The following is a 1658-nucleotide window of genomic DNA, read 5'->3' on the forward strand; positions in this document are numbered from 1 at the left end:
TTTTTTCGAATTTTTCCAGAATAAATATCTCTGCGATAATAAATAAGATGGGTAACTGTCAGATCAAGCCTGACCTTGTACATATTACTTTTTCTATTCTTTCTAAATGACCACTTCTGGCACATGTGCGACTGTCAGATTTGATTGAGTCCTGTTAATTGAATCTGACGTATTCAAATATACCCAAAGAAAGATAACTTTAGTGTTGCATTTAAATGAAGTAACCTTGGTGGCTTTTACCTTAAGGGTCAAACTCAGTTGTACCTAATCAGGTAAAGGAAATGTAGTGAGCCATTTGAGCCCACTACATTGCTTTTTTAAATTTATTGGTTCAAATAGTTTAAAACTACTTCATGGTGATCTTTAGTTTTGAATTTATTGAAAACATGCTCTATATCACCATTCTCATTTACTAGAAATGAAGTACGAACTACGCCCATATTTTCACGGCCCATGAATTTCTTCAGTTGCCAAACACCGTAAGCTTCGCAAACTGCATGATCTTCATCGGCAAGTAAAGTGAAATTAAGTTCTTGCTTGTTAGTGAAATTAGTTAGCTTCTTTGGTGTGTCGGGACTAATACCCAGCACAACGACATTTAAATCATCAAGCTCAGCTTTAGAGTCTCTTAGTGCACATGCTTGAACAGTGCAGCCAGGAGTAGATGCTCTTGGGTAAAAATAAATTAATACCTTCTTGCCCTTAAAAGAGGCAAGTGATACAGATTCATCGTTTTGATCTTGTAACGTAAACTCAGGGGCTTTTTGGCCAACTTCTATCATATTTTTATCCTTCTCTATTTTGCTAAACTTCTTAAGATATCAATACTATGTCGTATTTAATAGTCGATTTTTGCTAGTAGGAGTTTTAATTAGCTCTATGATAACAAGTCACGCATAATATTTAACTGTTTTGTTAGCTCAGTGGTTTTATCACGTTCTTGTTTTAACATCGTTTCATAGTCATTACGGGCTAATGACATTCGTTCTAAGTTTATTTCTAGCTGCTTAATTTGCTTCTCATTATCTAGATTTTTATTAAACCAATACACAAGTTCATTTTTTGCATTATCTAATTTATCTTCCAAAATTTTTATAGGGTTTTTATTTACAGTGGGTTTGGTTTCAGCCTGTTGTTGGGATTTTCTTTTTTCTTTTATAAGCTGAAGCTTTTGATTTGGCCAGACTCTATTACTTATAGCATTACGGTGAAGGCCTGTTAATTTAGAAAGCTCAGCTATTGTTGCTGATAGGGAAGGCGCATTATTTATTTTATCTATTGCGGCAACTAGCTTTTCAGTATTTTCATCAAAGTCACGTTGATTTTTGGTGTCAAACGGATTACTCATTGGGCACTCCATGACCAAGTAATGTTAATACGCCTTTAGCTTCACTGATGACTTCTTTGATTTGCTCTCTATTGTCTGCAAAGCTAGGGTTATTAAGGTTAGCTAAGTTGGTTGAATAGATCTCTCTCCAGTATGGTGCGTTTGCTTCACTGACTATGGCGTTTGAGCACCTGTTGGGGTTACATCCTAAGGGATCCCCAAAAATAATTATTAAGTTTCAATTACATCACTCACATCCATATTTTTCCAATCGATTTGCACTACTACCTGTACGAAATAGGCTAGTCCTTCCAAATAATCTCGCCGTCGC

General features: G+C 35.5%; 2 protein-coding genes. Both read right to left on the minus strand.

The window, feature by feature from the left end; all coding sequences use genetic code 11:
• Nucleotides 1–323 precede the first annotated feature (323 nt).
• On the minus strand, nucleotides 324–782 hold the full coding sequence (gene bcp, locus H5187_RS23400) for a thioredoxin-dependent thiol peroxidase (RefSeq protein ID WP_182794507.1): 459 nt from the start codon (nucleotides 780–782) through the stop codon (nucleotides 324–326).
• Nucleotides 783–877: 95 nt separating this feature from the next.
• Nucleotides 878–1348, minus strand: coding sequence for a hypothetical protein (locus tag H5187_RS23405; RefSeq protein WP_182794506.1), 471 nt, complete (start codon nucleotides 1346–1348; stop codon nucleotides 878–880).
• Nucleotides 1349–1658 lie beyond the last annotated feature (310 nt).

This window comes from Pseudoalteromonas sp. SG44-1 (assembly GCF_014164315.1).
Lineage (GTDB): Bacteria > Pseudomonadota > Gammaproteobacteria > Enterobacterales > Alteromonadaceae > Pseudoalteromonas > Pseudoalteromonas rhizosphaerae.

Bases quoted from the DNA above. Each gene is read 5' to 3' on its own strand.
- bcp (WP_182794507.1), bottom strand. From the start codon at position 782: ATGATAGAAGTTGGCCAAAAAGCCCCTGAGTTTACGTTACAAGATCAA.
- H5187_RS23405 (WP_182794506.1), bottom strand. From the start codon at position 1,348: ATGAGTAATCCGTTTGACACCAAAAATCAACGTGACTTTGATGAAAAT.